This is a genomic window from Coriobacteriia bacterium (assembly GCA_013336165.1).
Classification (GTDB): Bacteria; Actinomycetota; Coriobacteriia; order Anaerosomatales; family JAAXUF01; genus JAAXUF01.
Window position 1 is genome coordinate 75,777 of the sequence record JAAXUF010000002.1, and the last position, 25,215, is coordinate 100,991.

Sequence of the window (25,215 nt, forward strand, 5' to 3'; positions counted from 1 at the left end):
GAACGGTCGTCTCAACTCGACCAGATCTTCTCCTCGAGATCAAGCTTGGAATGCACGCCGATCTTCGCGTAGATCTTCTTCTGGTGGGCCTTGACCGTATTCTCGGAGATATACAGGTGTTCCGAGATATACCGCTTGGAATGCCCAGCGCATATCAGGATGAATATCTCGCTTTCCCGGTCCGTAAGCTTGTACTCGCGCGCAAGATCCCCCCAACTGGCCCTATCGAGGGATCCATCCATGCTCCCGTGATGATACGACCGGCTGAGTCCAAGGAAGAAAGGACGCGCACCGGTTGACGGGCGGCTAATAAGGAATACGGCAACAAGCAGCCCGAAGAGTGAGACCAACGACGCTACGACAACGGTATCCAAGCTGTAACCAAGCCGATTCAGGACGGAGTCGACGAGGAAGAATACCAGGCGCGGACAGCCATAACAGGCCCCCCAAACCCCGATGACGACAAATGGATGGATCTCCGAACTCTGCGCCACACCGACGACTGCTATCCAAACCAGCATGAAGATCAACCCGGTCATAACGAATAGCAGCGCCGACAGCATTTCAGAGGCGAAGCCCGACGAGAGGGGCAGAAGCAAGAAGCCGACAGCAAATACTAGGAAGAACAGTTGGAGGATGCGCTCTAAGGGCACATAGGCGCGACGGATGACCAGCGCCCAGAAGAGCCGCAGCGTCACTGCCAGCGCGGCGTAGCTTAGGAGGAACAGGGCCAGCTGATTGGATTGATAGGTCACAGGAGTCCGTAGCGTGAGCACAAAGCTGTATATGGCGAACGCCACCAACAAGCGCCACAGCGATAGGAACGTCTGACGGCCGTGCAGGTTTCTGCCGCTTGTGACCTCTCCCGCGTCGTGCCCGTTGGCGTCCGATGGCTGCCGACCCTCAGTAGCCATGCTGACATCAGATGGCCCTTGTGACATCAACAGGCACATTGGAGCGCCAACCGAGAAGAGGATCAGCACCGGGACGGTCGCGACCGGAAAGAACATGATGAGAGGCGGGACCAGGAAGAAATCGGCCATGTAGGCGACAAGGATGTAGGTGATGCTCAGCTGCAGCGACAGGTCCTTGAAGTAACTCCCCCACCCCAGCATGCCGGATATTGTGGCTATTCCGCCTATCACAGCGCCTACGATAGCCGCCGTCCGTGAACCAGAGAAGACCTCCAGCGTCAATGCGCACGACGAGATGATCATGCCGCCCATACAGAATATGCATAGAGCGAGACGGGGGATCCGACGGGGCGTTCGTCTGCCATAGACATAAACAAGCGCAACGATCAACGCTGTGATCCCGAAGCTCCCGTAGAAGAGCAGATGTATGTCGACGCCACCGTGGTCTATCCCGTGCTGTCGCACGATGAGGATGCGCCACACAATCAGGAAGACGAAGCCGAACGGCCAAGCACGGGAAAGAACGGATCGACTGAGATCAGGAAACACCATCTGAGCTGGGCCTTCTGGTGTCTGCACGAAACCTCCCACGTCCGATTCCGGCTAGCAGAGCCTTGCGCTCGGATTATACCCCTCCGCAAGAGCAAGCGGAGGAGCCTTTCCCGCCCGCCGCGCGCATCCGCTGCCTTCGCAAACCGCGCCGTGGTGGTGAGCCTCGCTGACGCTGGCCCCGTCACAGGGTAGGCATCGTCGAACTGACGATCGGCACCACCGTGGGCGGTCTTGGAAGCGCCTCTCCAGAGGCCATCGGCGATCATAGTGTCGAAGACCTCGACGCCCGTCTTCTGGCGCTCAAGAACGAGATCGTAGGCAGTGGCGGCGCGCGGCGTCGTGAGTCGCGGGAACACGTCCAGGCCCGAAGAGGTGATCTTGAACGCATGCTCACCGGTCAGGAACAGCGACCCGCGCTCCTTGATCACACGCAGGTACCGCCCCTGCTTACAAACGGTGCCTCGCCCCCAGGGCGGGGTTACACGCGGAGAATTCGTGCTTCATCGGACTTGCTGCGTCCCCGCGGTCTGCTCGCTGCACCGTAGAAGAATCGAAAGGTCAGTGGAGAGGCTACGTGTTATCCGGTCACGCCTGGCGGGAATAAATCCACCACGATTCTTTGAGCAGAGAGGGGCACACGATGGCATTTGTCGACACCACCATCGAAGTTGCTGCTGACATCCGTGAAGTCTATGAGGCATGGACGACGTTTGAGGACTTCCCTGAGTTTATGGAAGTGGTGGAGCGTATAGACCTCATTACAACGGACGACCTGCATTGGGTTGTCGTGGTCGAGGACGATGTCATCGAATGGGACGCGGATGTCATCGAGTACACCCCCGATCAAAGCGTCTCCTGGCAGGCGGTTGATGGCCGAGAAAGCGGCAAGGTCACGTTCGAGAAGATCAATGAAGACACGACGAAGGTGCACTACCAGCTCGAGTACGACCCCGAGGCCTGGGAAGGCAAGCCAGACACGATACGCCACTGGATGCGCCGAAGAGTCAATCGGGACCTGAAAGCGTTCAAGGTTCTCATCGAGAAAGACCGATAGCCTGCGGATGGCCGATGAACGATATATGCCGTCGGCATCAGCAGCCCTTGATACCGGTGACTAGATGTTTGGCGGAGAGTCTCGACGGGCGGGCGCTGTCCGATGGGATCTGGCGCAGACCGGAGCGCGCAACGCTTCCGCACCGCCTATGCCCTGTGGTTTTGGTGCCCCCGACGGAATTCGAATCCGTGTTGCCGCCTTGAAAGGGCGGAGTCCTTGGCCGCTAGACGACGGGGGCGTATGGGTCCTGCACGTGCATTTCGCGCTGGTGGGCCGTGCGGGGTTCGAACCTGCGACCTTGGGATTAAAAGTCCCCTGCTCTGCCAGCTGAGCTAACGGCCCTCGCGCGACAAACAGGCCAACGCGTTGGCAAGTTTACCTGCGTACCCTTGCGGGGTCAACGCACGATTTCTGAATCGCAGCCGAGAAGCGGGCCGAGAGCCAAGCGCATGCTAGGATTATCGCAGATCAGAGGAGGTTTTACATGACATCCGTGCTCAACCATTGGCTCATCGCTATCGCGGTCCTCGCGGGTTCGTTCGTAGTCGGCCTCGCGCTGGACGCGGCATGCGTCGCGCTGCTCCGGCAGGGCCTCGGCCGAGGCCACCGCGCCCGTCTCGCAATCGCGAAGGCGCTGCGCGGGCAGCCGGAGGTGTGGGCTGTCCTGATCGGCGAAGCGGTGTTGCAGCCGTTCGCGTTTCTCTCGCAGAATCCGCAGACCTGGATCGGCCGAACGGTGGTCATACTGGCGACGATCTCGGTCACGCTGTTCCTCGCCCGGCTGGCAGGCTCGCTCATCCGAGCGTACCTGAGCCTGGACAACGTTTCGGCACCCAGCGGAAGCATCTTCGTGAACCTCGCGCGGATGGTGATCTGGGCGATAGGCCTCACATTCGTACTGGGCGCCCTCGGCGTGCAGATCGGGCCGCTCGTAGCGTCTCTCGGCGTCGTGGGTCTGGCAGTCTCGCTGGGACTACAAGACACGCTCGCCAATTTCTTCAGCGGTCTTCAGATCACGCTCTCGCGGCAGATTCAACCAGGTGAGTACATTCGCCTCAACACCGGCGAGGAGGGCACCGTGACCGACGTCACGTGGCGCAACACGACCATCCGCTCGCCGGGCGACGACCTCCTCATGGTGCCCAACTCGGTGATCGCACGCGCGCTCATCACCAACTTCACCGCCGAGAACGAGGAGCACACTACGGCGATTCCGTTCACCGTCGCGTACGGCAGCGACCTCGATCGCGTGCGCGTCATCGCGGTGCAGGTCGCGCGCGACGTGCGAGACTCGGCCCCGGGTGCGATCCGCTCCTTCGAGCCGACATGCAGGTTCCGCGCCATGGGCGCCGACGGCAGCATCTCGGCAGTGGTCACGATCCGCGTCGAGCGCTACCAAGAACGGCTACCGGTCGTCTCCGAAGTTGTCGAACGGCTCCATAAGGCGCTTGGCGAAGCCGAGATCAAGCCGGGCGCGGCTGCGGCCGTCGCGAGCAAGCCAGCGTGAGATAAGCAGCGTCGACTCCAACAAAGCCGGGAAGCCTACCTCGCCCCCCACAGCAGCTCGTGCAGCGCGGTGAGTGAGGCAAGCGCGCTGGTGCCCCAGTCGTCAAACTGGAACGACCACTCCCACGCAGCCTCTTGCAGCCTGCCGGCGTCGAAATGCTTGCTGCCACCCGACAGCACCGTCGCCGCGTCCAGCAACCCCTGCGCGGCGGCCTCGGCCAGGTCCTCGAGGGATTCCTCGTCGACGTCGCCTTCAGGCTGCGCGGCCTCGATGGAGATGGCGAGGCGCTCGGCCAAAGCGAGCGCGGCTGTCTCGGCCTCATCAGGATCGATGTCGCTCAAGCCGAGATCCACGGCGTCGGCCCAGAATGCTTCGCCGCCGGCACCCTCGTAGATGTCGCCTGCACTCGGCGCGGTCACGCCCGCGGTGTAGATGAACGTGACGGCGCGGCGCAGTTCCTCGGCGAACTCAGCATCGGTGCGATCTCCGCCGATCAGGTCATCGAGCCGGCGAACCAGCTCGCGGAATCCGGTCCAGTCGAAGTTGTCGGCCATTGTAGCGCTCCTTTTCATCTTTCGGGTTCTAGTGGCGGAAGTGACGGCGGCCGGTGAAGACCATCGCCACGCCCAGTTCATCGGCTTTTGCAATGCTCTCGTCATCGCGAATCGAACCACCGGGCTGGATGAGTGCGGTCACTCCCGCAGCCGCGACAACCTCAAGGGTGTCGGCGAAGGGCAGATACGCATCGCTGGCGCACACGGAACCCACAGCCTGCTCCCCCGCCATCTCGACAGCGATGCGCGCCGAGTTCACACGGTTCATCTGCCCGGCGCCAACGCCGATGGACACGTTGTCCTTCACAAGCACGATTGCATTGCTCTTCACGGTCTTGCAGACGCGCAGCGCGAATATCAGCTGCTCCATCTCTGCCGCCGAGGGCTCGCGCTTGGTGGCCACGCGGAACTCCTCGGGCATCTCAACAACCGCGTCCGACTCTTGCACGAGCAGGCCGCCTTCGACCGAACGTCGGTCGACGGAGCCGCCGGCCGGGCGCACGCCGCCCGTGCGCAGAACGCGCAGGTTGGGCTTCTTGGCAAGCATCTCGAGCGCGTCGGTGTCATAGCCGGGTGCGATCATCACCTCGACGAACTGCTTGTTCTCGTTGATCGCCTCAATGACACTGACCGGCACTGTGCGATTGAACGCCATGACTCCACCGTACGCCGAGACGGGATCGGCAGCCTGGGCGCGGCGATATGCGACCGTGAGATCCGCGTCTACACAGGTGCCACAGGGATTCGTGTGCTTGACGATGACGCAGGCCGGCTCGGCGAACTCTCGCACGGCGGCCCAGCAGGCGTCGGTGTCGAGGAAGTTGTTGTAGGAGAGCTCCTTGCCTTGAAGCTGCTCGGCGCGAGCGAGCGTGTGCTCAGCGGCGTCGGCGAAGCGGTAGAACGCGGCGGCCTGGTGCGGATTCTCGCCGTAGCGCAGGTCCTGCGCTTTAGTCAGGCGCAGGCGCACCTCGTCAGGAAAGGCGGTATCGGCGGCGCCGGAGAGGTACTGCCAGATCTGGGTGTCATAGTGGCTGGTGAGGCGGAAGACCTCGGTCGCGAGCGCGGCGCGTGTGTCGGCCGTGGTTGCGCCGTCATTGACGCGCATCTCGGCGAGGATCGCGTCGTAGTCGGCCGGGCTTGTGACGACCGTGACGCTCGCGTGGTTCTTAGCCGCCGAGCGAAGCATCGACGGGCCGCCGATGTCGATGTTCTCGATCGCCTCGGCGAGGGTGACGCCTGGCTTGGCGACAGTAGCCTCGAACGCGTAGAGGTTGACGCACACGAGGTCGATCATGCCGATGCCATGCTTCTCGGCAGCGGCCATATGCTCGGGCACGTCTCGGCGAGCAAGAAGGCCGCCGTGCACGCGCGGGTGCAGCGTCTTGACGCGACCGTCCATCATCTCGGGGAAGCCCGTCAGATCGTCGATGGGGCGAACCGGCACGCCGGCGTCGGCCAAAGCCTTCGCGGTGCCACCGGTCGAGACGATCTCGACGCCAAACTCGTCGGCAAGAACGCGGCAGAAGTCGACGACCCCCGTCTTGTCGGTAACGGACACGAGCGCCCGCTTGATGCTGACCCTATCGCTTGCCACTGGCACTCCCTCTTCATTCGCAGACTAACGGTACCGGGCCGCTTCGCGAGCGGCCCGGTGAGTGTCTCGTATCGAATTGTAGCTGTTTTGGGGCGGCGCGCTCTACTGTATCTGCTTCCAGACGCCGTTGGTCACGCGGTACTGCGAGATGACCTGCGTTTTGTTGTCGCCGTTCGCGTCGAACGCGATGGTACCGGTGACGCCTTCGATCGATCCGTTGCGAACTGCATTCATGACCGCTGTGTGGTCCGTGCCGACCTTCAGTACCGCCGAGATGATCGCGTTGGCGGCGTCATACGCATAGGAATCGTAGGCCTCGGGACTCTTGTTGTACTTTGCCTTGTACTTGGCGAGGAACTCGGTGCCCTTGGGCTGCTGCTCCAACGGGAGTCCCAGCGCGGTCGCAACATCGCCTTCGGAGGCCGCCCCCGCGTTCTTGATGTAGTCCGCCGAGTAAATCATGTCGCCGCCGATGAGCGGGATCTTCATGCCAGCCTGCTTGGTCTGCTTGGTGAGAAGCGTTCCCTGGTTAACGGAACCAGCGAAGTAGATGGCTTCGGGCGCCTTCGGCTTGATGCGAAGAACAAGCGAGTTAAAGTCGTTCTCGTTGGAACTTACGTGCTCCTCGGCCACAACGGTTCCGCCTGCTGCCGTATAGGCTTTGATGAACTGAGCCGCAAGGCCTTGCCCGTACGGAGTTCCGTCGTCGACCACGGCGACCTTCTTGAAGCCGAGCGTACCGGCAACAAGTTTACCCGCAGCCGCTCCCTGTGCATCGTCCTTGGCGACAACGCGGTCCACGTTGGGCAGGCCGTTTGCGGTCAGCGCCGGATTCGACGAAACCGAGACCATCGCGAGGTTCGACTTGTTGTAGACCGGAGCGGCAGGAATCGAACAACCGGAGTTGAAATGACCGACCACGCCCACAACTTTCGTATCGCTTGCGATCAGGTTGGCGACGTTGACCGCCTGCTTGGGATCGCCCATGTCGTCCTGCGCGGACAACTCGAACGTGATGCCCTTCGCCTTGACGTCGGCTGAAGCGTTGGCCTCGTCGACCGCCAGCTGGGCGGCACGGCGCATGCCCTCACCGTAGATGGCGTTGTCGCCGGTGAGCGGAGCCGCAAAGCCGATCTTGACGACCTGTGCAGATGATGCCGATTTCGACGTGCAGCCCGTAAGAGCGGCTGCGCCGAGAACAAACGCCGCGCCGGCAGTGGCGAGGATTCGAACTGTGCGATTCATGGGGTTCCTTCCCTCTATGGATCGGTTGAATGCTCCAACCGACAAGAAGTGAATATAGCAGGGCGATACCAGCCAGTAAACGTGTTAGGGTCGTCATGAGTACACATTCGGGCTAGATACTCGTGTTGACGCCCCAGATATCTGCGAACATCCCCGCCACGATGCCGAACAGCTCTCCCCCGCGCCCGCGCACCGGCGCCGCTCCCCCATAGGCGTTCGTGAGGAAGGCTTCGTCGGCAGATTCGAGGCGATCCCAGCTCAAGGGCTCCACGCGCACTCGCAGGTTCGCCTCCGCAGCGCGCTCGAGCACGAACGCGCGCCCGACACCGGGTACGGCCGGGGGCGCTGGTGGCGTGACGAGCGCGCCACTCTCGGCGATCCAGACGGTGGCGGTGCTGCCGTCGAGGACGAAGCTGTCAGGGCCGACCAGCACCGCCTGGTGCGCGCCGAGCGCCTTTGCGCGGCGGTGAGCGTCGTCGTAGGCCGAGCGGTCAGCGGGCTTCGCGGGGCCGGGAGGCAGGGTAGGCCCGGCATCGACGTCGACGCGTGCGACCACGAGCCCGCGGGGCACATCGAGCGAAGAGAGCCGCCGAGAGACCTCGGCGGTGACGGTGCCATCTTCGCGCACAACGACGGTCAGCCGGGCTCGGCGCGTGGGAGCCTCGGCCCACTCGGCAGCGGCTGCGAACGCGCGGTCCTCGGCGAGCGAAAGCAGCTCCTCGCCGCAGCCTCCGGCCGCAAGCCGCGTGCGGTGAAAGCGCCACAGAGGCACTGCGCCGCCCACCACCCGGCAGGTCTCCTTCAGCGCGACCGAGAGGACACCTGCACTCATCGCGCCGGCTTGATCCGCACCTTGCGCCCGACGATCTCGACCCTGTCTTTGGCGATCAGCTGCAGCACCCGCGGATAGAGTTCGTGCTCGGCGGCGTGGATCTTGGCTTCGAGCGTCTCGAGCGTGTCGTCTTCGGCGATCTCGATTGGCCGCTGAGCGATGATGGGGCCGTCGTCGAAGACTTCGTTGGCGAAGTGCACGGTGACGCCGGTGACCTTCACGCCGAAGGCGAACGCGTCGGCGATGCCATGCGCGCCGGGGAAGCTCGGCAGGAGCGCCGGATGAATGTTGAGCACGCGGTTGGGGAACGCATCGAGCACCTCGGCGCCGAGAAGCCGCATGTAGCCGGCCATCACGACCCAGTCGACGCTGTGCGAGAGCAACTCGTCGCGGATGGCGGCGTTGTGCTCGGCGGGCGAGGCGTAGGCGGCGCGGTCGACATGCACCGCGGGGATCGAGTGCTCACACGCGCGGGTAAGGCCGTAGGCCGAGCCGCTGTTCGAGATCACCACGGCGACGTCCGCCGCCAGTGCGCCCGATTCGCTCGCGTCGATGATGGCCTGCAGGTTGGTGCCGGAGCCGGAGAGGAGCACCCCGAAGCGAGGGCGGCTCGGCGTCATCGGTAGACGACCTTGCCGCTGCCCTCGACGATCTCGCCGATCTCGAAGACGCGCTCGCCGCACTCGGTCAGGAGCGCCGCCGCCTTCGCGGCATGCTTCGCCTCAAGCACCAGCGCGAAGCCGATACCCATGTTGAACGTCCGAAGCGCCTCGTCCTCCGAGAGCCCCGCCGCCTCAATCGCGAGTTCGATGACCTTCGGCACAGACCATGAGCCGCGAACCACCGCAGCGTCACACGTCTTTGGCAGCGCGCGATCGAGGTTCTCGGTTATGCCACCGCCGGTGATGTGCGCCATCGCCCTCACGGGCACGCCCGCGCGCAGCACACGCAGGATCGCGTCCACATAGATGCGCGTAGGCGTCAGAAGCGCCTCGGCGAGCGTGGCGCCCCCCAGATCGACGCGCGGCAGCTCGAGCTCGCCCTCGTGCCCCTCAACCAGCACACGCCTTATGAGCGAGTAGCCGTTCGAGTGCAGCCCGCTGGAAGCCACGCCGAGAATGACGTCGCCGGGCACCACTGTGCTGCCATCTACCATCGCGGGCCGGTCGACGATCCCGACGCAGAAGCCGGAGAGGTCGTAGTCGTCGTCAGGCATGATGCCGGGATGCTCGGCCATCTCGCCGCCCACGAGCGAGCAGCCGGCCTGGCGGCAGCCCTCGGCGATGCCGGTGACGATCTCGGCGACCGTGTCGCTCTTGAGCTTGCCGATTGCCACGTAGTCAAGGAAGAAGAGCGGCTCGGCGCCGCAGCACAGGATGTCGTTGACGCACATGGCGACGAGGTCGATGCCTACGGTGTCGCTGCGTCCGACCAGCTGCGCAAGCTTGAGCTTGGTGCCCACGCCGTCGGTGCCGGAGACTAGGATCGGGTCGTCCATGCCCTTTGCCGCGGCAATCGAGAACATGCCGCCAAACCCACCGATGTCGCCGATAACCTCGCGGCGGTATGTGGAGCGCACGGCGTCTCGGATCGCGTCGACCGCTCTCGCGCCCTCGGCGGTGTCGACGCCGGCGTCGCGGTAGGTTGTCTGGCGGGTGTCGTTGTTGTCGGCCATCCTCTAGCACTCCTCCAGCGCAAGTTTGCCCGCTTTGACGGAATCCGGTATCTCGATCGGATAGTCACCGTTGAAGCACGCGAGGCAGAACGTATCGTGGGGAGAACCGGCCGCCTCGACCATGCCCTCGAGCGACAGATACGCGAGCGAATCCGCGCCGATGTGCTCGCGGATCTCCTCGACCGTCTTCATCGCGCCGATGAGCTGCTCTTGCGTGTCCGTGTCGATGCCGTAGAAGCACGGCCACACGACAGGCGGCGAAGTGATGCGCATGTGCACCTCGGCCGCACCGTTGTCACGCAGCAGTTTGACGAGTTTCTTCGTCGTGTTGCCGCGCACTATCGAATCGTCGACAACCACTAGTCGCTTGCCGGTGATCGCGTGCTTGAGCGGGTTGAGTTTCAGGCGGATGCCCTGTTGGCGAATCGTTTGGCTCGGCGAGATGAAGGTTCGACCGATGTAGCGGTTCTTCGCGAGTCCCTCGCCGTACGGCACGCCGCTCGCCTGCGCGTACCCGATCGCCGCCGGCGTCCCGGAGTCAGGCACACCGATCACAATGTCCGCCGCAACGGGCGCCTCTTTCGCAAGCGTCGCCCCCATGCGCTGGCGCACCTCGTAAAGCGAGCAGTCGCCCATCTCAGAATCGGGCCGCGCGAAGTACACGAACTCGAACATGCACAGCGAGGGTTTCTCGGCAGGGATGGCCTGCTCTGCCTCGACGCCGTCGGCCGAGATCTTGAGCATCTCCCCCGGCGCGACGTCGCGGACGAACTCTGCGCCGACGATGTCGAGCGCGCACGTCTCGCTGGCTACGACCCATCCGCGATCATCACCCAGCTTGCCGAGCACGAGCGGCCGCACACCGTGCGGGTCGCGAAACGCGTAGACAGCGCTCTCGGTCATGAGCACGACGGCGTAGGCGCCGGTGATGTAGCCCATCGTGCGGCGGATGCCTTCGCGGATGTGGTTGGTCTCCTGCGTGAAATAGCCGACGAGCGTCGCGACGACCTCAGAGTCGGTTGTGGAGCGAAAGCGGATGCCGCGGTCCTTGAGCGCCTCGCGAAGTTCGTGCGTGTTGACGAGGTTGCCGTTGTGGGCCAGCGCAATGACCTGGTGGCCGATCGTCGAGAGATGCGGCTGCGCATTCTCCCAGCTGGTCGAAGAACCGGTGGTCGAGTAGCGCGTGTGCCCGATAGCGACACTGCCTGTAAGCGAGTCGAGGTCGCTCTCCGTGAAGACGCGCGACACCAAACCGAGGTTCTTTGTGACGGTGACGTTTTCTCCGTCGCCTGCGGCAATCCCCGCGGACTCCTGGCCGCGATGCTGCAGCGCGTGCAGGCCGAAGTATGTGAGTCTGGCGACATCTTCTCCCGGTGCGTACACCGCGAAAACCCCGCAAGCTTCTTCGGGTCGATCGGGACGGTCGTCGTCGAGAAAGTCGAACGTGCAGTCAACGCTCATGCGGCGGGCGCCTCACAGTGTGGCTTGAACGAGGGGGCTCTTGATGCGGGTAGGATACCATGATTGTGCACGTCTGCGCCGCTCGGCCGCCTGCCGAAAACGCCTAAACGCTATGCCCGAAGGCGCAAGAGCGCGTTTCGCTCAACCAACAGCGCGCCGGCATCGCCCGCCTGAATCGGCGGGCTGAAGATGAAGCCCTGGATGACATAGCAGCCGCGTTCGCTCAGGAAGTCGAGCTGGCTCTTGTGCTCGACCCCCTCGGCCACGATCTCGAGCCCCAGCTCGTGACATAGGCCGATGATCAGTGAGGCGATCGCTGCGCTCTGCGTGTCCGTGTGCACGTCGCGCATGAACGCCTGCGCGATCTTCAGCGTCTGAATGGGAAGCCGTTTGAGATTACTCATGGACGAGTAGCCGGTGCCGAAGTCGTCCATGGCGACGCGCACACCCAACTTCTGTATCTGCGCCAGACTCAGCAACGCCTGATCGGCGTTGTGGACGGCGGCGGTCTCGGTGATCTCAAGCTCCAGGAAGCCGGGGTCCATGCCCGTCAAGAGCAGTGTCCGCGCGACGTTCTCGGCCACGTCGTACTGGACGAACTCTCGCGCCGACAAGTTGACGGCCATCCTCCCGAAGTCGAGGCCTTGGTCGTTCCATGCTTGGCCTTGTCGGCAGGCGGTCTCGAGCACCCACGGCCCGATGCGCTCCATCAAGCCGGCACGCTCGGCCGAATCGAGAAACGCGGCTGGGCTCAGGACGCCCCGGGTTGGATGGTTCCACCGGATCAGCGCCTCCATGCCCACGAACCGCCTATTGCGCTGGTCTATCTGAGGTTGGTAGTAAAGCTCGAACTCTCCCCGGTCCAACCCGCGGCTGATCATCGACTCAAGCCCCAGACTGATCGCCGAAGGCTCACCCATCTCGGGCGAATACACTCTGTGGACGTTGTGCCCCCACTCCTGTGCACGATGGAGGGCCATGTCGGCGTGCTGGATAAGGTCGGCTTCGGTTTCGCCGTCCCGAGGCGAAACCGCCATGCCGATGCTTGCGGTGATGCTTAGCTCGCGTCCGTCAACGGAGATGCTCGCCTTCAGCGAATTAAGAATCCTGGTGGCGAGAATATCGACATCTTCATAGGCTGTGATCCGCGCGACAACGGTGAATTCGTCGCCGCTTTGCCGAGCCACCGTGTCCTCTTCGCGTAGGAGCATCTGGAAACGCCCTGCGATCTCCTTGAGCACGGCGTCACCCGCCGAGTAGCTGAGAGTGTCGTTAATGCGTTTGAAATCATCGATGTCGATGATCACGACAGCGACAAGCTCTGCCCGCCTGCGCGCCTGCACAAGCGCGTTCTTGAGCCGGTCCTGCAGCATGAGCCTGTTGGGTAGCTTCGTCAGCTCGTCGAAATATGCCATGCGCCGAATGGTTTCCTGCGCCGATACCTGCTCGGTCACGTCTCGGATGACTTCGACCACGGAGTCCAGTTCGCCGTCTTCACCAAACACGGGGTAGACCGTGTGCTCAAGCCAGCTGTCAACTCCGTCGTGCGATTCGTTCACGCATTTGTGGCGGACTTCTCCGCTGGCCACTACTTCCGAAAGCAGACAGTCTTCGCAGGGGGCATCGCTTCCCCGGATCTTGCGGTAGCATTGCGCATCCGGTGGATCGTTTGCTTCGCCGGAGATGAACAGGGCTTGTGCGACGGGATTCGCGTACTGAATGTGCCACGTCGGATCGAGGCATACGACGGCATCCGGCGATTGCTCGTAGAGTTGGTTGGCCCGGGCCTGCTCTGACTTCAGTCTACGCTCGACACTGAAGCGCCTCGAGTACATCGATTGCGTCAGAAGCGTTCCCGTGAGCACCACGACGATCGTGATCAGCCTGGCGAGAAGCCGACTTTCTGAGGGAGCGACAAACTCCGTTACGAAGCCGGTGCCCAGCATGAACGCATCCACGGCGGCGAAGACGGCCCAGATGCCGACAGCAATCACGACACCGCAAAGCGCGATCAACGCGATCTGATCAGTCGGAACCGCCCCGGTTCGCCCACGGACACCCTGCATGAAGGTCTCGCTTTCGCACTTTTGCCGCCGTTGTCTTTATCGGCGGCATCGCACGAAAGCTTTAGGGAATAAATTCCAGAAGCGGGCTGGCTCGGAGGCGCGGCGCTCCCTCTTCTCTAGAACAGCCGCCGGTATCTAGCCCTCGTGGATCTCATCGGAGTTGACCTGACCGCCCACCAGCATGGCCAGGACCGGTTCGAAGGCCGCCTCAAGCTCAGCCAGCGAGAGGTCGAGCTTCTCGCCGATCGTCAGGCGCTTCCCGCCTACCGTGCCGAGCACGCTGTAGGGGACGCCACGCCCGATGCACACGCTCACGAACTCCTCGGCGTTGGTCTCGGCGAGCGTGACGACGATGCGGCTTTGCGTCTCGCCGAAGAGCGAGGCCGCCGGTTGCAGGTTGTCGTCGAGGTGCACGTCGGCGCCAACGCCACCGCTGAGGCAACTCTCGGCGAGCGTGACGGCGATGCCGCCTTCGGAGCAGTCGTGCGCGCTCTTGATGAGGCCGCCGCGGATCGAATCTCGCACCACGGACTGCACATCGGCCTCAAGCTCGAGATCGAGCGCCGGCGGGCGGCCTGCCACGAGGCCATGCATGACCTTGAGGTACTCGCTGCCGCCAAGCTCCTCGGCGGACTCGCCCACGAGCACGATGACGTCGCCTTCGTCCTGAAACGCCGAGGTCGCGCGCTTCGTGACATCGTCGAGCAGGCCGACGAGGCCGACGGTCGGCGTCGGGTAGATGGGCTGGCCGAATGACTCGTTGTAGAAGCTGACGTTGCCGGAGATGACCGGAATGCCCCACGCCTTGCAGGCGTCGGCCAGGCCACGCACCGACTCGTAGAAGGTCCAGAACACCTCGGGCTTCTCGGGATTGCCAAAGTTGAGGCAGTCGGTGATCGCTGCCGGGTCACCACCGGAGCAGCTCACATTGCGCGCCGCCTCGGCGAGCGCGATCTGTGAGCCAACGTACGGGTCGAGGTAGCAGTAGCGGCCGTTGCAATCGCTCGAGACCGCGATGCCGCGGCCTTCGTCGCCGATGCGCAGTACGGCGGCGTCGCTGCCGGGGAGCACCACGGTGTTCAACATGACCTGATGATCGTACTGTTCCCAGATCCAACGGCGCGAGCAGATGTTGGGACTCGCAAGCAGCTTCAGGAGCGTGTCACCCAGCTCAGCGGGCTCGCTCGGCAGCGCAAGCGCCATGGGATCGAACGCCTGGACCTCATCGAGGTACGCCGGGCGGGTCATCTCAGGGGTGTAGCTGGGGGCGTCACCTGCGAGCGTAGAGGCCGGCATGTCGGCCACAACCTCGTCGCCCTCGCGCACCACGAAGCGGCCAGTGTCGGTGACGGTGCCGATGACGGTGGAGCGCAGGCCCCACCGTGTGCAGACCGCTTGCGCCGCCGCGAGGTTCTCCGGCTCGAGAACGGCGACCATGCGCTCCTGCGACTCGGAAACCATGAACTCGAACGGCTTCATCGCGTCCTCGCGGGCAGGGATTTTCGTGACGTCGACGTCGACGCCCATGCCTCCGCGGTCGGCCATTTCGGAAATGCAACTGGTCAGGCCGGCGGCGCCACAGTCGCCCAGACCCACGAGAAGCTTGTTCTTGAGCAGCTCAAGGCACGCCTCGATAAGCAGTTTCTCCTCGAACGGATCGCCCACCTGCACGGCGGGGCGCTTGTCCTCAGCCCGCTCGTCGAACTCTTGGCTCGCAAGCACGCTCGCACCGCCGATGCCGTCTCGGCCGGTCGTCGAGCCGATAAGCACCACAAGGTTGCCGGGGCCGGTCGCGGTCGCGCGGATGATCTCGTCTTCGCGCATGAGGCCCAGCGACATCGCGTTAATGAGGCAGTTGCCCTCGTAGGCTTCCTCGAAGTAGACCTCGCCGCCGATGGTCGGCACGCCGAGGCAGTTCCCATACCCGCCGATACCCGCAACCGCGCCTTCGAACAGGTAGCGCTGCCTCGGCTTGTCGAGCGCACCAAAGCGTAGAGAGTCAAGCGACGCGATCGGGCGGGCGCCCATCGTGAAGATGTCACGGATGATGCCGCCGACGCCGGTCGCCGCACCCTGATACGGCTCGATCGCCGAGGGGTGGTTGTGCGACTCCATCTTGAACGCGACCGCCCAGCCGTCCCCCACGCCGATGACGCCGGCGTTCTCACCGGGACCCTGCAGTACAGCAGGACCCTCATTGGGGAACATACGCAGCGCCTTGCGTGAGTGTTTGTACGAGCAGTGCTCGCTCCACATCAGCGAGTACATGTAGAGCTCGGTGATGCTCGGTATGCGCCCGAGAATGGCGACTACCTTCTCGTACTCGTCGAGGTTCAGGCCGAGTTCGACAGCGAGCTTGGGGGCGATTTCGGAAGACAGCGACTGGGGCATGCGATGCGGCTCCTTGGCCTTGAGCTACTACAGTGGGCAACAAGGCCATTGTACGCAAAGGGCGCGCGCGAGTCAGCGAAAGGTCCGCCCGATTCCGGCAGTTTGCCCCTAGAGCGCCGAAACGGTGCCTGCAGCCAGATGCACCAGCGCTCTATACCGGCACGGTCTTGGCCCAAGCCTCGATAGCGTGCCAGTCACGGCCGTCGCCTTCAACATCTCCGCCGAAGGCCCGGAACGCCCAGCGCACAATCGCATTTGAGTCCACGGACGGCCCCTGCCCGGCGAAGAATCCTTCAGCGGCTGGCGTCACGAGCGCTCGCTCCTTACCTAGGTAGGCAAGCCGCTTCTTGGTCTCTTCTGCGCCGGACCCGCAGTTCATCGCATGCACGCAGAACAGTGACACCGGCACGGCGGCAAGCGCCTTCTGGTTGGTCTCCAGGTACTCGACCGCCTCGGGCAGCCACTGCCCCCCGTTGATTGCACTGCCCAGAATGACGGCATCGTAACCTCGCACTGAAGGCCCGCCCTTCATCGGTTTGACATCCGCGGCGTGCCCCTGCGCGGCGAGAGTCTTGCCGATGGCCTCGGCGACACCCGTCGTCGAGCCTGATCTTGTTGCGTAGCCCACGAGCACCCGCTTGCTCATCGCATTGCTCCCTTCATAGCTGACCGACGGTGTTGGCGTCTCGCCGTAGGCTTCGGCGGCGTCCCGCGTGCAGCCGGCTGCACTGGCAACTGCAATCCCCGCGCTTAGGACGGCCGTGGCGGTCACAAATTCACGACGCGTTAGCATTTCCGGCATAGCCATCGGCCTCCTCGGTGTCCCTCGTCCAGAACGGCTTTGGCCGCTTCGCACAATCCTCATTCTGTGCTAACCTAACGCTGTTAGGTTCCTGTCACAGTATGCTACCTAACACCGTTAGGATCAAGCCACGATTCGGGGAATTTGGGAGTCTGTCGATGGTCACGTCCAGAAAGCGCACGGCCCCGCTCACAGCCGACGAACTTTTTGCCACCGCGCTCAGGATCGTCGACACCGAGGGGTTGGAAACGCTCAGCATGCGCCGCCTGGCAAGGGAAGTTGGCGTTGAGGCCGCGTCACTTTACCACCACGTCCCCAGCAAGGACGCACTCATCGACGGGATGCTTCTTCAGATGCGCTCAGAGATCCACCTCCCCGAGCCCTTGCCCACCGACTGGAAGGATCTCTACGCCGCGATATTCACCGAGTACTACCGCATGCTCGCAGCGCACCCGAACCTGGTCATCTACGCCGGCAGGCGCGTGGAGTCCGATCCCGAGACGAGCGGCCTTGAGACGCTCACGCAACTGGGCTTCTCCGATGGGAACGCTATCGAACTCTGGCAGTCCGTGATCGCCTTCTGTGCCGGTTTCTCGCTCTTCAGCTCAAACTATGCGGAGACCGATACGACCGACCTTCCTCCTGGTCTCGCAAAGCGGATGACCGAATGGCGCGAGGAGACTGTAGGCCGCACACTGCGTGTGATTCTCGAGGGATACTCGGGAACTGGCTGACGGTCTCTGAAGATCGAGCCGCGATCTCGAAGTAGGTCAGCGCAATTCCGACTATCTTGCGACTTCCGCGAGCCTGCGCACGATCGTCGTGAAAAAGCCCTGCCCGTCAGTCCCGCCGGTGAGCGGATCACAGGCGCGCTCGGGATGCGGCATCAGACCGAAGACGTTCCCTCGCTCGTTGCACACGCCGGCGATGTCGTCGAGCGCGCCATTGGGGGCGCTTCCCCCCGACGCCGTTGACCCATCCGTCTCCACGTAGCGCAGCACGACCTGACCGTTGGCGTTGAGACGAGCGAGCGTCTCGGCATCGCAGTAGTAGTTGCCCTCGTTGTGGTTGATCGGGATCGTGATCAGGCTGCCGGCGGCTGTGTCGAGCCACTGGCAGTTGTTCTCCTCAACCCGGAGGCTGGCAGGCTGGCACAGAAACTTCAGCCCGCGGTTGCGCAGCAGCGCGCCCGGTAGAAGATGCGCCTCCGTGAGGATCTGGAACCCGTTGCAGATGCCCAGAACGGGTCCGCCCTTCTCGGCGAAGCGCACGACCTCGGCCATCACAGGGCTGAATCTTGCGACGGCGCCGCAGCGAATGTAGTCGCCGTACGAGAAGCCTCCGGGCAACACGATAGCGTCGAAGCCGGAAAGGTCGGTGTCCCCGTGCCAGATGTACTCGGCGTCGAAGCCGAGGTACTTCGTGGCGCGAATGACGTCCTGCTCGCAGTTGGAGCCTGGGAAGATGACGACACCAAAGCGCATCGCTTAGGCCTCCCCGACGGTTTCGATGCGATAGTCCTCGATAACCGGGTTGGCGAGCAGCTTCTGGCACATCTCGGCGACTGTGGCCAGATCGGCGTCGGCATCGAGCCTGATGTACTTGCCGATCTTGACTTCACTCACGCCCTCATAGCCAAGGTTCACGAGCGCCCGCTCGGCGGTCGCACCAGGAGGATCGAAGATGCCGGGCTTGTATGTGACGTAGATCTCGTACCGAGCCATGTTCGCTTGTCCTTCCCTTGCGGGCTACTTGGAGTCCTTCTTCGAGTGCTTCGATTCCTTGGCCGCCTTCTCGGCCGCCTTGCGCAGCGGCCGCATCTTGAAGAAGTCGAGGTACAACGCATAGAACAGAGCGGCGTAGGCCAGCCCAGTCGTGGCCATCCAGACCTGGCTCGTATAAGCCCAGTCGGCGAGCGTCGCCTGGGCCAATGCCGCCGCGACGATGGATACCACAGCCACGACGAGGAGGATGATCCACCGTTTGCGGAGCGCCCGGTACTCGGGTGTCGTCGGCGTCGCGCGGAACAGGGCGCCCTTCGACTCCGCCTTTCCTTTGTCCTTTGCTGCCGTCGTGCTCGCCGAGGACACGCCCATCGCGCGCTTGGGTTTCGCCGACGCTGCCGACTTCCGAGTCTGACCCGGTGGTTCTTGGTTCTTCTGGTACCTGGAGTTCATAGGGCTACGACGCGCCACGGTGTTTAGCCTCTCTCCGACTCGAACGTACGGCCCGTTATCAGTTCATACGCCTCTATATACATGCTACTCGTGCGGGCGATGACGCCGGCGGGTAGGGACGGTGCCGGCGCCTGTTTGTTCCATCCGCTTGCCAAGAGCCAGTCGCGGACGTACTGCTTGTCGAAGCTCGGCTGGCTGCTGCCGGGTGCGTAGCTCTCGGCGGGCCAGAAGCGGCTCGAATCTGGGGTGAGCACCTCGTCGACCAGCGTGATCGCTTGGCCGATGAGGCCGAATTCGAACTTCGTGTCGGCGATGATGATGCCGCGTGAGGCCGCGTGATCGCGAGCTGCCGAGTAGACTGCCAGCGACTTGGCGCGAAGCTCCTCTGCGGCAGCCGAGCCGATGAGAGCGACCATGCGCTCAAAGCTGATGTTCTCGTCATGTGTGCCGAGTTCGGCTTTGGTCGACGGGGTGAAGATAGGCTCCGGCAAACGATCGGACTCGACGAGGCCTTCGGGGAGTGCCAGCCCGCACACCGTTTGCGAACGCTGGTACTCGGACCACCCGCTTCCGGCTAGGTACCCGCGCACGATGCACTCGACCGGAAAGACGCTCGCCTTCTTCACGATCATGAATCGCCCGGCGAGATCGTCCGCCATGGCCGCAAACTGGGCAGGCAGGTCGGCTACATCCGCCGAGAGGAAGTGATTGGGCACCACGTCGGCCAAGAGCTCGAACCAAAAGAGGGAGAGCTTGGTGAGCACTTCGCCTTTGAAGGGGATCGGATCGGGGAGAACGACATCGAACGCGCTCAGGCGGTCGGAGGCGACAAGCAACAGACGGTCGCCAAGATCGTATAGGTCGCGAACCTTGCCTTGGGCGTCGGGTACAGGCGGGGTCTGCGGCACAGGTTGCTCCTTCTTCCTAGGAATCGAGGTCGATAGTGTGGCCGAACCCGCTGTCCGGCGGCAAAGCGGGGACTCTATCGCCATTGTAGGCGATGGATCCGCGTGGGGCGAGGAAAAGCGGCGCGACTTTGGCTAGATCAGCGGCAGATGGATGGTGAAAATCGTTCCGCCGTAAAGCCGCCGAGCAACGCCGATCACACCGCCATGCCGTTCAACGATCTCCTTGGTGACCGCAAGTCCGATCCCTAGGCCTCCGCTTGACCGTCCGCGCGCGGCATCGGCACGCCAGAACCTGGAGAACACGCGCGGCATGTCTTCCTCGGCGATGCCGATACCGGTGTCGAGTACCTCGATGAGCGCCTCGCCGTCCTCCCGGCGCACACGGACCCCCACTCGACCTCCCGCGGACGTGTAGCGCGCGGCGTTCGACAGGAGGTTGCTGACAGCCTGCTGCAGCCGGTCGGCATCCCCATTCACGAACACCGCGTCCTCGATGTCCACCGAAAGCACGATCTTGCGAGTCTCGAAGAGCGCCTCATGCATGTCGACGGCCAGCCTCACCGTCGCCGAGAGATCCATGCGCGACAGCTCCATCGGCAGTGAACCGCACTCCAACCGTGTGAGCTGCAAGATACCGTCGGCCAGCCGCGCCAGACGCATCGTCTCCGAACGCACGATGCCGAGCCGTTCGTCGTCGGCCGGCAGAACGCCGTCCTGCATCGCCTCCACCGTCGCCTGGATCGCCTGGAGAGGCGTGCGAAGCTCGTGCGCGACGTCGGCAGTCAGCCGCCGCTCAACCTCGCGGTCAGCCTCGATCGCGTCGGCCATCTCATCGAACGTGGTGCCGAGAAACCCGATCTCGTCGTAGGGCTGCAGACCGGTGCGCGCCTTCTCGTTGCCACCGCGGAGCGCCTGCGCCGTCGCGGTGATCCGCGCGATAGGCCGAACTAGGCGGCCGGCGTACCAGAGGCCGACCAGACCCGAGAGAATCAGTGCGACGAGCGCGGCTACCGCCAAGCCGATGAGCGAGCCCTGGCGGAAATTGGAGTCGCGGCTGGTCATGAGTGCGGTGGTTCCATAGCCCCAGACGCGTACGGTGCCGACCTTCTCGCCGTTCACGGTTATCTGGGATGTGACGGTAGTGCCAGTGGGCTGCAAGAGCGAAGCAGCATCCAAGACCGCGGCTCCCTGCGTCGCCACCACAGAGCCCCGTTGCCTGCTGCTTGCCTGGCTGTAGACGATCTCGTTCTTGCTGTTCAGCATCTGGACGCCGATGCTCTGAGAGCTGTAGTCGGGAACCTGCGTAAGCGTTGTCAGACCGAACCCATAGTCGGGATACAGCGACGTCACCGTCTGCGAGATGCTGTCTGCTACGGTCTGAAGGTTGTCTCGGACATAACCCTCGAACTGGTAGTTCCAGACCGCCGACAGGAGCACCCCTGCCAAGCCAGCGGTCAACAGGGCCACCGACGCGAACGCGATCGCGAGGCTACGGCTGAATGCGCCTCGCGGACGCTTCCGCGTTGAGGTCTTGTCCTCGGACTCTCGCGGACTGAAAGAATCCGTTCGTTGCCCGAATCCCTTCAGAAAATCAGGCATCCGCGCTGCTCTTGGCAAGTTCAAACCGGTAGCCGACGCCATGAACGGTGTGGATGTAGGTGGGGTCGCGCGAATCGTCGCCGAGCTTTGCCCGGAGGTTCTTCACGTGGCTGTCGATCGTACGCTCGTAACCTTCGAAATCGTATCCGAGCACCTTCTCCACGAGCTCCATGCGCGAGTAGACTCGCCCGGGGTACCGGGAGAGTGTCGTGAGGAGCTTGAACTCACTCGCGGTCAGATCGAGTTCCTCGCCCGACAGCAGCGCCTTGTGCCCGGAGACGTCAATCTCAAGATCGCCGAAGACGAGGCGATCCCGCTGAGGCTCGCTCTCCGCATGCGCTCTGCGCAGGAGCGCTCTGACACGAGCCACCAGTTCGCGGGGAGAGAACGGCTTGACCAGATAATCGTCAGCTCCGAGTTCGAGCCCGGCGATGCGGTCTTCCTCTTCGCCCTTGGCGGTGAGCATGATGATGGGCGTATCGGAAACATCGCGAATAGTGCGGCATACCACTTCGCCCGAGACCTTGGGCAGCATCAGGTCAAGCACCACGAGATCGAACCGGTACTTGCCGAATGCCTCGAGTGCGGCTTCACCGTCCTCGGCGGGAGTAACCCAGTAACCTTCACGTTCAAGGTAGGCGGCTACCGCGCTGCGGATCGTCTTCTCGTCTTCCACCAGCAGAATTCGGCGCGTCTCGACGGCCATAGCACCTCCTCGGCTCAAAAGGACTCTAGCGAAGTGTACGCCGAGGCGTCGGATCGCGTCTTGTCTTCACCGAAACTACAACACTTGTGCAGCCAGAACCCCGTACGGGTACGAACATTTCATTGGGTCGCACACTCATAATAAGGGGGGTTCGTCCATGCCTATGTGGTTTCGCATCGTGAGACTCTGGCTGCCGATTGCCGCGATGGGTACCGTGCTCGTGCTCATGTCCTATGCTTCGGTTCAACAGACCTATCGCACGGGACTCAACGATCCCCAAGTCCAGATGGCCCAAGATGCGGCCGCACAGCTCGATGCCGGTGTCGCCCCCGCGAAGATCGTCTCGGCAACCAAAGTCGATGCCGAGAAGAGCCTCGCGCCCTTCATGATCATCTACGACACGACCAATACCCCGGTGGCCTCCTCGGCGGTGCTGTCCGGCTCCACGCCGAAGGCTCCTTCGGGAGTTCTCGACACGGCTCGCAGTAAAGGCAGCAACAAAGTCACCTGGCAGCCGAGTTCCGGGGTCAGAATCGCAGCGGTGGCCGTCGGGTCAAAGGATGGCCATGTCGTGCTCGTCGGACGCAACATGCGCGAAGTCGAGAGCAGGATTGGATCCCTCGGGCAGATGAGTATCCTGGGATGGCTGGCGGCGATGATCGGCAGTCTTATCGTAGTGGCCGCGGTCGAACTCTACGGTGGCCGACGCTTCGCGCATCACCATCATCGGAATCATGGGGTCTGACAGCCACCCGGCCGAATGCTGAGTATCCCCTCTTCTGAGGCGATCAACACCACATCAGGGGTTCTATGCGCGAAGATTCCGCATTCGACCACGCCCGGGATGGCGTCGAGAGCATCCTCGGCCGCGAGCGGGTCTGAAAGATCGAAGCCGACTACGTCGTAGAGCGGGTATCCACTGTCGGCGAACGCCTGCTCCCGTCGGTACAGATCTCCGCCCAGCGACGTTACAACCTGGGCGACGCTGCTTTCGAAGCCAGGCTCGACTTCCAAGGGCACAGATGCGCCATCCAGACTCTCCGCGAACTTGGAGGCGTCAACGATACACACCCACAAGCTGGCCACGCTCGCAAGCTCTTTCTCTCGAGTATGTGCGCCTCCCCCACCCTTGATCGCGCGTCCGCGCGGATCAACCCGGTCGGCGCCGTCAACGTAGACGCCCAGCACGCCACCGGCTTGGGCGAGCGACAGCACCCGGATCCCGCCACCCAGCAGTCTGCCGGCAGTGGCGCCTGAAGCCGCCACTGCGCCTGACACCAGCGGTCCCTCGGCGGCGAGCACGTCGACGAAGGCGTCGACCGTGCTTCCGCTTCCAATGCCGATCACTTCGCCCGCCTTCACAAACGCAAGCGCGGCCCGGGCGGCGGCTCGCTTCTGCCGGGAATCACCGGGCACAGAACTAACCTGCCCGACCCAAGTCGGCCAGAATCTTGGGCAACGCGGCCTCGGCAGCTAGGACGCCGGCCGCATATGCTCGTCCAACGTGACCGAAATCAAGCGCCGAGACGGTCATGACATCCGGGCGTATGACCACGTCTGCCTCTTTGACTCCCTGCCCGGTCTGATGAGCCGAAACGCTCAAGACGAGCATGATGACGTCGCGCATGTCGACCGGCTCGTGAGTCCCGTCAAGTGTCGGCATCACGTCGACGGCGATCACGTAGTCGGCGCCCAACATGCGCGCCGTATCGACCGGCACGTTGTCGACGAGCCCTCCGTCCACGAGAAGCATCCCGTCGCGCCGAACCGGCTCGAACACTCCCGGGATACAGGTACTGGCAATCACCGCTTCGCGCAACTGGCCCTCGACGAGGTCGACCCTCTTCCCCGTCAGCAGGTCACAGGCCACCGCCGCGAAGGGGATCTCCAACTCGGCGAAGGTAGCGCAGTGCGTCAGCGACTCGATCAGCAATCCCAGACGGCCTGTTTCAAACGCGCTCAACTTGGAGTGCCACGCAGGCACTACGAGCTTGGGCCACGACGTCTTCTCCAGGATCGCCAACATCTCGGCCGGTGTGGCACCCGCAGCATATGCCGCGCCCGCCACCGACCCGGCGCTGGTGCCCGCGATGACATCGGGCTTGATGCCCACAGCGTCCAGCACCGCCAGAACACCCACGTGCGCCGCGCCGCGCACCGCGCCGCCGCCGAGCGCAAGACCGATCCGCTCGGGCACCCGCGTCTTCGCGCGCATTCTCGCCTGCTGCGAGCCCCCGAATAGTTTCCACGCCATGTGAATACCCTCCTGATTGGATTGCCTATTGAGTGTTCCACTGTCCCGGCCGGTTGTCACCAGTCCTTCGCCCGCGGGGTACAAACAACCACGAGACCACCGCATCGATTCCGGGAGGCATGTCATGGAGCGGAACGCATTGGGCGAGTTCAGCTGGATCGACCTGGCAGCAAGAGACCTAGAGGTGCAAACCACCTTCTATGAAGAGATGTTCGGGTGGGAGCACTACGACGTCCCCACCGACCAAGGCCCGATCTACCGCATGTTCACACTTCACGGCGCGACGGTTGCCGGGGCATCTGCGATGAATCCTCAGATGGCCGAGATGGGCATGCCGTCGATGTGGAACACCTACCTCGCCGCGCCCGATGTTGACACGATCGCCGAGAAAGCAACCGAACTCGGCGGCATGATCGTGATGCCTGCGATGGATGTGATGACCGAGGGTCGCATGGTCGGCATCCAGGATCCCACGGGCGGAGTCATCTACTTCTGGCAGGCGGGAAAGCACCATGGCGCGCAAACGTTCATGGAGCCGGGCTCCCTGATTTGGAGCGAGCTCAGCACGCGCGACCCGGAAACGGCGGCCGCTTTCTTCGCGAAACTCGTCGGCTGGGATATCCAGCGCTCGGCAGAGTCCCCCACGCCGTACTGGCTCGCCAGCGTAGGCGGACAGCCGGAAGGCGGCGTCATGATGATGCCCAAGCAACTCGGCCCTGAAGTGCCCGCCAGCTGGCTCGTGTACTTCGGCGTCACGAACGCAACGACCGAAGCCGCCAGAGCAATTTCGCTCGGCGCCGATGTGAACATGGAGCCAATGGAGGCCGGAAACATGTGGTTTGCGGTGTTGACCGACCCCGCGGGCGCGGTCTTCGGTATCATGACGCCGATGCAGGGCTAGCCCGCTTGTTTGGCCACCGACCC

25 protein-coding genes and 2 tRNA genes are annotated in these 25,215 nt (G+C 63.3%); 5 read left to right on the top strand and 22 right to left on the bottom strand.

What is annotated here, in order from left to right:
* Window positions 1–11 precede the first annotated feature (11 nt).
* Both HGA39_01965 and HGA39_01970 read right to left on the bottom strand, forming a co-directional pair.
* A complete protein-coding gene (locus tag HGA39_01965; protein NTW28116.1) occupies window positions 12–1,493 on the bottom strand; it encodes a hypothetical protein in 1,482 nt (493 codons plus the stop codon).
* Window positions 1,400–1,894, bottom strand: a complete 495-nt coding sequence (locus HGA39_01970; protein NTW28117.1) for a hypothetical protein — start codon at window positions 1,892–1,894, stop codon at window positions 1,400–1,402. The genes HGA39_01965 and HGA39_01970 overlap by 94 nt, the downstream gene beginning before the upstream one ends.
* A 212-nt stretch (window positions 1,895–2,106) precedes the next feature.
* Here HGA39_01970 and HGA39_01975 point away from each other — a divergent pair, with 212 nt between their 5' ends.
* On the top strand, window positions 2,107–2,520 hold the full coding sequence (locus HGA39_01975) for a cyclase (GenBank protein NTW28118.1): 414 nt from the start codon (window positions 2,107–2,109) through the stop codon (window positions 2,518–2,520).
* Between the two features lie 162 nt (window positions 2,521–2,682).
* On the opposite strand, the gene HGA39_01980 is transcribed toward HGA39_01975, so the two are convergent.
* Both HGA39_01980 and HGA39_01985 read right to left on the bottom strand, forming a co-directional pair.
* Window positions 2,683–2,758: transfer RNA gene (locus HGA39_01980), tRNA-Glu, on the bottom strand.
* 28 nt (window positions 2,759–2,786) lie between these two features.
* A tRNA-Lys gene (locus HGA39_01985) sits at window positions 2,787–2,862 on the bottom strand.
* Between the two features lie 142 nt (window positions 2,863–3,004).
* Between HGA39_01985 and HGA39_01990 the strand changes: the two genes are divergently transcribed.
* Entirely contained in the window at window positions 3,005–4,027 is a 1,023-nt protein-coding gene (locus HGA39_01990; protein NTW28119.1) for a mechanosensitive ion channel family protein, read from the top strand.
* 35 nt (window positions 4,028–4,062) lie between these two features.
* On the opposite strand, the gene HGA39_01995 is transcribed toward HGA39_01990, so the two are convergent.
* The 10 genes from HGA39_01995 to HGA39_02040 all read right to left on the bottom strand — a co-directional run bounded on the left by HGA39_01995 (window position 4,063) and on the right by HGA39_02040 (window position 16,647).
* Complete coding sequence (locus tag HGA39_01995; protein ID NTW28120.1) at window positions 4,063–4,581, bottom strand: hypothetical protein; 519 nt, start codon at window positions 4,579–4,581, stop codon at window positions 4,063–4,065.
* A gap of 28 nt (window positions 4,582–4,609) precedes the next feature.
* Window positions 4,610–6,175, bottom strand: a complete 1,566-nt coding sequence (purH, locus tag HGA39_02000; GenBank protein NTW28121.1) for a bifunctional phosphoribosylaminoimidazolecarboxamide formyltransferase/IMP cyclohydrolase — start codon at window positions 6,173–6,175, stop codon at window positions 4,610–4,612.
* Window positions 6,176–6,277: 102 nt separating this feature from the next.
* Window positions 6,278–7,420, bottom strand: a complete 1,143-nt coding sequence (locus HGA39_02005) for a branched-chain amino acid ABC transporter substrate-binding protein (GenBank protein NTW28122.1) — start codon at window positions 7,418–7,420, stop codon at window positions 6,278–6,280.
* A gap of 112 nt (window positions 7,421–7,532) precedes the next feature.
* Complete coding sequence (locus HGA39_02010) at window positions 7,533–8,252, bottom strand: aminotransferase class IV (GenBank protein ID NTW28123.1); 720 nt, start codon at window positions 8,250–8,252, stop codon at window positions 7,533–7,535.
* Entirely contained in the window at window positions 8,249–8,872 is a 624-nt protein-coding gene (locus HGA39_02015) for a phosphoribosylglycinamide formyltransferase (protein NTW28124.1), read from the bottom strand. The genes HGA39_02010 and HGA39_02015 overlap by 4 nt, the downstream gene beginning before the upstream one ends.
* Window positions 8,869–9,927 carry a phosphoribosylformylglycinamidine cyclo-ligase gene (locus HGA39_02020; protein ID NTW28125.1) on the bottom strand — a complete coding sequence of 353 codons (1,059 nt, stop codon included), beginning with the start codon at window positions 9,925–9,927 and terminating at the stop codon, window positions 8,869–8,871. The genes HGA39_02015 and HGA39_02020 overlap by 4 nt, the downstream gene beginning before the upstream one ends.
* A gap of 3 nt (window positions 9,928–9,930) precedes the next feature.
* Window positions 9,931–11,388: an amidophosphoribosyltransferase gene (gene purF, locus HGA39_02025; protein ID NTW28126.1), complete on the bottom strand. Its 1,458-nt coding sequence runs from the start codon at window positions 11,386–11,388 to the stop codon at window positions 9,931–9,933.
* Window positions 11,389–11,498: 110 nt separating this feature from the next.
* On the bottom strand, window positions 11,499–13,454 hold the full coding sequence (locus tag HGA39_02030) for an EAL domain-containing protein (protein ID NTW28127.1): 1,956 nt from the start codon (window positions 13,452–13,454) through the stop codon (window positions 11,499–11,501).
* 135 nt (window positions 13,455–13,589) lie between these two features.
* A complete protein-coding gene (purL, locus tag HGA39_02035; GenBank protein NTW28128.1) occupies window positions 13,590–15,845 on the bottom strand; it encodes a phosphoribosylformylglycinamidine synthase subunit PurL in 2,256 nt (751 codons plus the stop codon).
* Window positions 15,846–15,996: 151 nt separating this feature from the next.
* The gene (locus HGA39_02040; GenBank protein NTW28129.1) at window positions 15,997–16,647 is read right to left on the bottom strand and encodes a flavodoxin; all 651 of its coding nucleotides are present in this window, start codon (window positions 16,645–16,647) and stop codon (window positions 15,997–15,999) included.
* A gap of 158 nt (window positions 16,648–16,805) precedes the next feature.
* Here HGA39_02040 and HGA39_02045 point away from each other — a divergent pair, with 158 nt between their 5' ends.
* Entirely contained in the window at window positions 16,806–17,381 is a 576-nt protein-coding gene (locus HGA39_02045; GenBank protein NTW28130.1) for a TetR family transcriptional regulator, read from the top strand.
* A 51-nt stretch (window positions 17,382–17,432) separates the two neighbouring features.
* Here HGA39_02045 and purQ read toward each other — a convergent pair whose 3' ends face one another.
* From purQ to HGA39_02075, 6 genes are read right to left on the bottom strand one after another with little or no spacing between them, the layout of a single operon-like run.
* Window positions 17,433–18,131, bottom strand: a complete 699-nt coding sequence (gene purQ / locus HGA39_02050; GenBank protein NTW28131.1) for a phosphoribosylformylglycinamidine synthase subunit PurQ — start codon at window positions 18,129–18,131, stop codon at window positions 17,433–17,435.
* A gap of 3 nt (window positions 18,132–18,134) precedes the next feature.
* Entirely contained in the window at window positions 18,135–18,371 is a 237-nt protein-coding gene (gene purS, locus HGA39_02055) for a phosphoribosylformylglycinamidine synthase subunit PurS (GenBank protein ID NTW28132.1), read from the bottom strand.
* Between the two features lie 24 nt (window positions 18,372–18,395).
* A complete protein-coding gene (locus tag HGA39_02060; GenBank protein NTW28133.1) occupies window positions 18,396–18,842 on the bottom strand; it encodes a hypothetical protein in 447 nt (148 codons plus the stop codon).
* Between the two features lie 5 nt (window positions 18,843–18,847).
* The gene (locus HGA39_02065) at window positions 18,848–19,816 is read right to left on the bottom strand and encodes a phosphoribosylaminoimidazolesuccinocarboxamide synthase (GenBank protein NTW28134.1); all 969 of its coding nucleotides are present in this window, start codon (window positions 19,814–19,816) and stop codon (window positions 18,848–18,850) included.
* Between the two features lie 48 nt (window positions 19,817–19,864).
* On the bottom strand, window positions 19,865–21,331 hold the full coding sequence (locus tag HGA39_02070) for a HAMP domain-containing histidine kinase (protein NTW28135.1): 1,467 nt from the start codon (window positions 21,329–21,331) through the stop codon (window positions 19,865–19,867).
* Entirely contained in the window at window positions 21,324–22,037 is a 714-nt protein-coding gene (locus tag HGA39_02075; GenBank protein NTW28136.1) for a response regulator transcription factor, read from the bottom strand. Before HGA39_02075 ends, HGA39_02070 begins: the two co-directional genes overlap by 8 nt.
* Before the next feature lie 157 nt (window positions 22,038–22,194).
* Between HGA39_02075 and HGA39_02080 the strand changes: the two genes are divergently transcribed.
* Window positions 22,195–22,782, top strand: a complete 588-nt coding sequence (locus HGA39_02080; protein ID NTW28137.1) for a hypothetical protein — start codon at window positions 22,195–22,197, stop codon at window positions 22,780–22,782.
* Here HGA39_02080 and rpiA read toward each other — a convergent pair.
* Window positions 22,770–23,453, bottom strand: coding sequence for a ribose 5-phosphate isomerase A (rpiA, locus tag HGA39_02085; protein ID NTW28138.1), 684 nt, complete (start codon window positions 23,451–23,453; stop codon window positions 22,770–22,772). The genes HGA39_02080 and rpiA overlap by 13 nt on opposite strands.
* 4 nt (window positions 23,454–23,457) lie before the next feature.
* On the bottom strand, window positions 23,458–24,291 hold the full coding sequence (locus HGA39_02090) for a patatin (GenBank protein NTW28139.1): 834 nt from the start codon (window positions 24,289–24,291) through the stop codon (window positions 23,458–23,460).
* Window positions 24,292–24,415: 124 nt separating this feature from the next.
* On the opposite strand from HGA39_02090, the gene HGA39_02095 reads away from it, so the two are divergent.
* Window positions 24,416–25,192: a VOC family protein gene (locus HGA39_02095; GenBank protein ID NTW28140.1), complete on the top strand. Its 777-nt coding sequence runs from the start codon at window positions 24,416–24,418 to the stop codon at window positions 25,190–25,192.
* The last annotated feature ends 23 nt before the right edge of the window (window positions 25,193–25,215 follow it).

Bases quoted from the DNA above. Each gene is read 5' to 3' on its own strand.
- HGA39_02075 (NTW28136.1), bottom strand. From the start codon at position 22,037: ATGGCCGTCGAGACGCGCCGAATTCTGCTGGTGGAAGACGAGAAGACG.
- HGA39_02090 (NTW28139.1), bottom strand. From the start codon at position 24,291: ATGGCGTGGAAACTATTCGGGGGCTCGCAGCAGGCGAGAATGCGCGCG.
- purL (NTW28128.1), bottom strand. From the start codon at position 15,845: ATGCCCCAGTCGCTGTCTTCCGAAATCGCCCCCAAGCTCGCTGTCGAA.
- HGA39_01990 (NTW28119.1), top strand. From the start codon at position 3,005: ATGACATCCGTGCTCAACCATTGGCTCATCGCTATCGCGGTCCTCGCG.
- purF (NTW28126.1), bottom strand. From the start codon at position 11,388: ATGAGCGTTGACTGCACGTTCGACTTTCTCGACGACGACCGTCCCGAT.
- HGA39_01995 (NTW28120.1), bottom strand. From the start codon at position 4,581: ATGGCCGACAACTTCGACTGGACCGGATTCCGCGAGCTGGTTCGCCGG.
- HGA39_02045 (NTW28130.1), top strand. From the start codon at position 16,806: ATGGTCACGTCCAGAAAGCGCACGGCCCCGCTCACAGCCGACGAACTT.
- purQ (NTW28131.1), bottom strand. From the start codon at position 18,131: ATGCGCTTTGGTGTCGTCATCTTCCCAGGCTCCAACTGCGAGCAGGAC.
- HGA39_02005 (NTW28122.1), bottom strand. From the start codon at position 7,420: ATGAATCGCACAGTTCGAATCCTCGCCACTGCCGGCGCGGCGTTTGTT.
- HGA39_02065 (NTW28134.1), bottom strand. From the start codon at position 19,816: ATGGCGATAGAGTCCCCGCTTTGCCGCCGGACAGCGGGTTCGGCCACA.
- HGA39_02070 (NTW28135.1), bottom strand. From the start codon at position 21,331: ATGCCTGATTTTCTGAAGGGATTCGGGCAACGAACGGATTCTTTCAGT.
- HGA39_02010 (NTW28123.1), bottom strand. From the start codon at position 8,252: ATGAGTGCAGGTGTCCTCTCGGTCGCGCTGAAGGAGACCTGCCGGGTG.
- HGA39_02040 (NTW28129.1), bottom strand. From the start codon at position 16,647: ATGCCGGAAATGCTAACGCGTCGTGAATTTGTGACCGCCACGGCCGTC.
- purS (NTW28132.1), bottom strand. From the start codon at position 18,371: ATGGCTCGGTACGAGATCTACGTCACATACAAGCCCGGCATCTTCGAT.
- HGA39_02015 (NTW28124.1), bottom strand. From the start codon at position 8,872: ATGACGCCGAGCCGCCCTCGCTTCGGGGTGCTCCTCTCCGGCTCCGGC.
- HGA39_02080 (NTW28137.1), top strand. From the start codon at position 22,195: ATGCCTATGTGGTTTCGCATCGTGAGACTCTGGCTGCCGATTGCCGCG.
- HGA39_02020 (NTW28125.1), bottom strand. From the start codon at position 9,927: ATGGCCGACAACAACGACACCCGCCAGACAACCTACCGCGACGCCGGC.
- HGA39_02030 (NTW28127.1), bottom strand. From the start codon at position 13,454: ATGCAGGGTGTCCGTGGGCGAACCGGGGCGGTTCCGACTGATCAGATC.
- HGA39_02095 (NTW28140.1), top strand. From the start codon at position 24,416: ATGGAGCGGAACGCATTGGGCGAGTTCAGCTGGATCGACCTGGCAGCA.
- HGA39_01975 (NTW28118.1), top strand. From the start codon at position 2,107: ATGGCATTTGTCGACACCACCATCGAAGTTGCTGCTGACATCCGTGAA.